Source organism: Halomonas marinisediminis (genome assembly GCF_004347715.1).
Lineage (GTDB): Bacteria > Pseudomonadota > Gammaproteobacteria > Pseudomonadales > Halomonadaceae > Halomonas > Halomonas icarae.
This window is the reverse complement of record NZ_SLTR01000478.1, coordinates 1-270: the sequence shown is the minus strand read 5'-3', so window position 1 is coordinate 270 and position 270 is coordinate 1. Positions and strand designations below refer to the sequence as shown.

The following is a 270-nucleotide window of genomic DNA, read 5'->3' as shown; positions in this document are numbered from 1 at the left end:
CCGACAATGCGTTCGAGAACGATATCGAGGCGCTGCTCGCGGCACGCGACTTCATCGACTTCCTGCCGCTGTCGAACCGCGAGGCGGTGCCAGAACGCCCGACCGCCGACGCCTGGGACCGGCTGGAACCGAGCCTCGACTCATTGGTGCCCGCCAGCGCCAACCAGCCCTATGACATGCACGAGCTGATCCGGAAGGTCGTCGACGAAGGTGATTTCTTCGAAACGCAGCCGGCGCATGCGGCGAACATCATCACCGGCTTCGGCCGGA

Annotated in this window: 1 protein-coding gene; it reads left to right on the top strand. The window is 64.8% G+C overall.

Annotated features, from left to right (window positions below; all coding sequences use genetic code 11):
* Positions 1 to 270: carboxyl transferase domain-containing protein (locus tag E0702_RS17480; RefSeq protein ID WP_306766939.1), on the top strand; the 270-nt coding region annotated here is incomplete at both ends.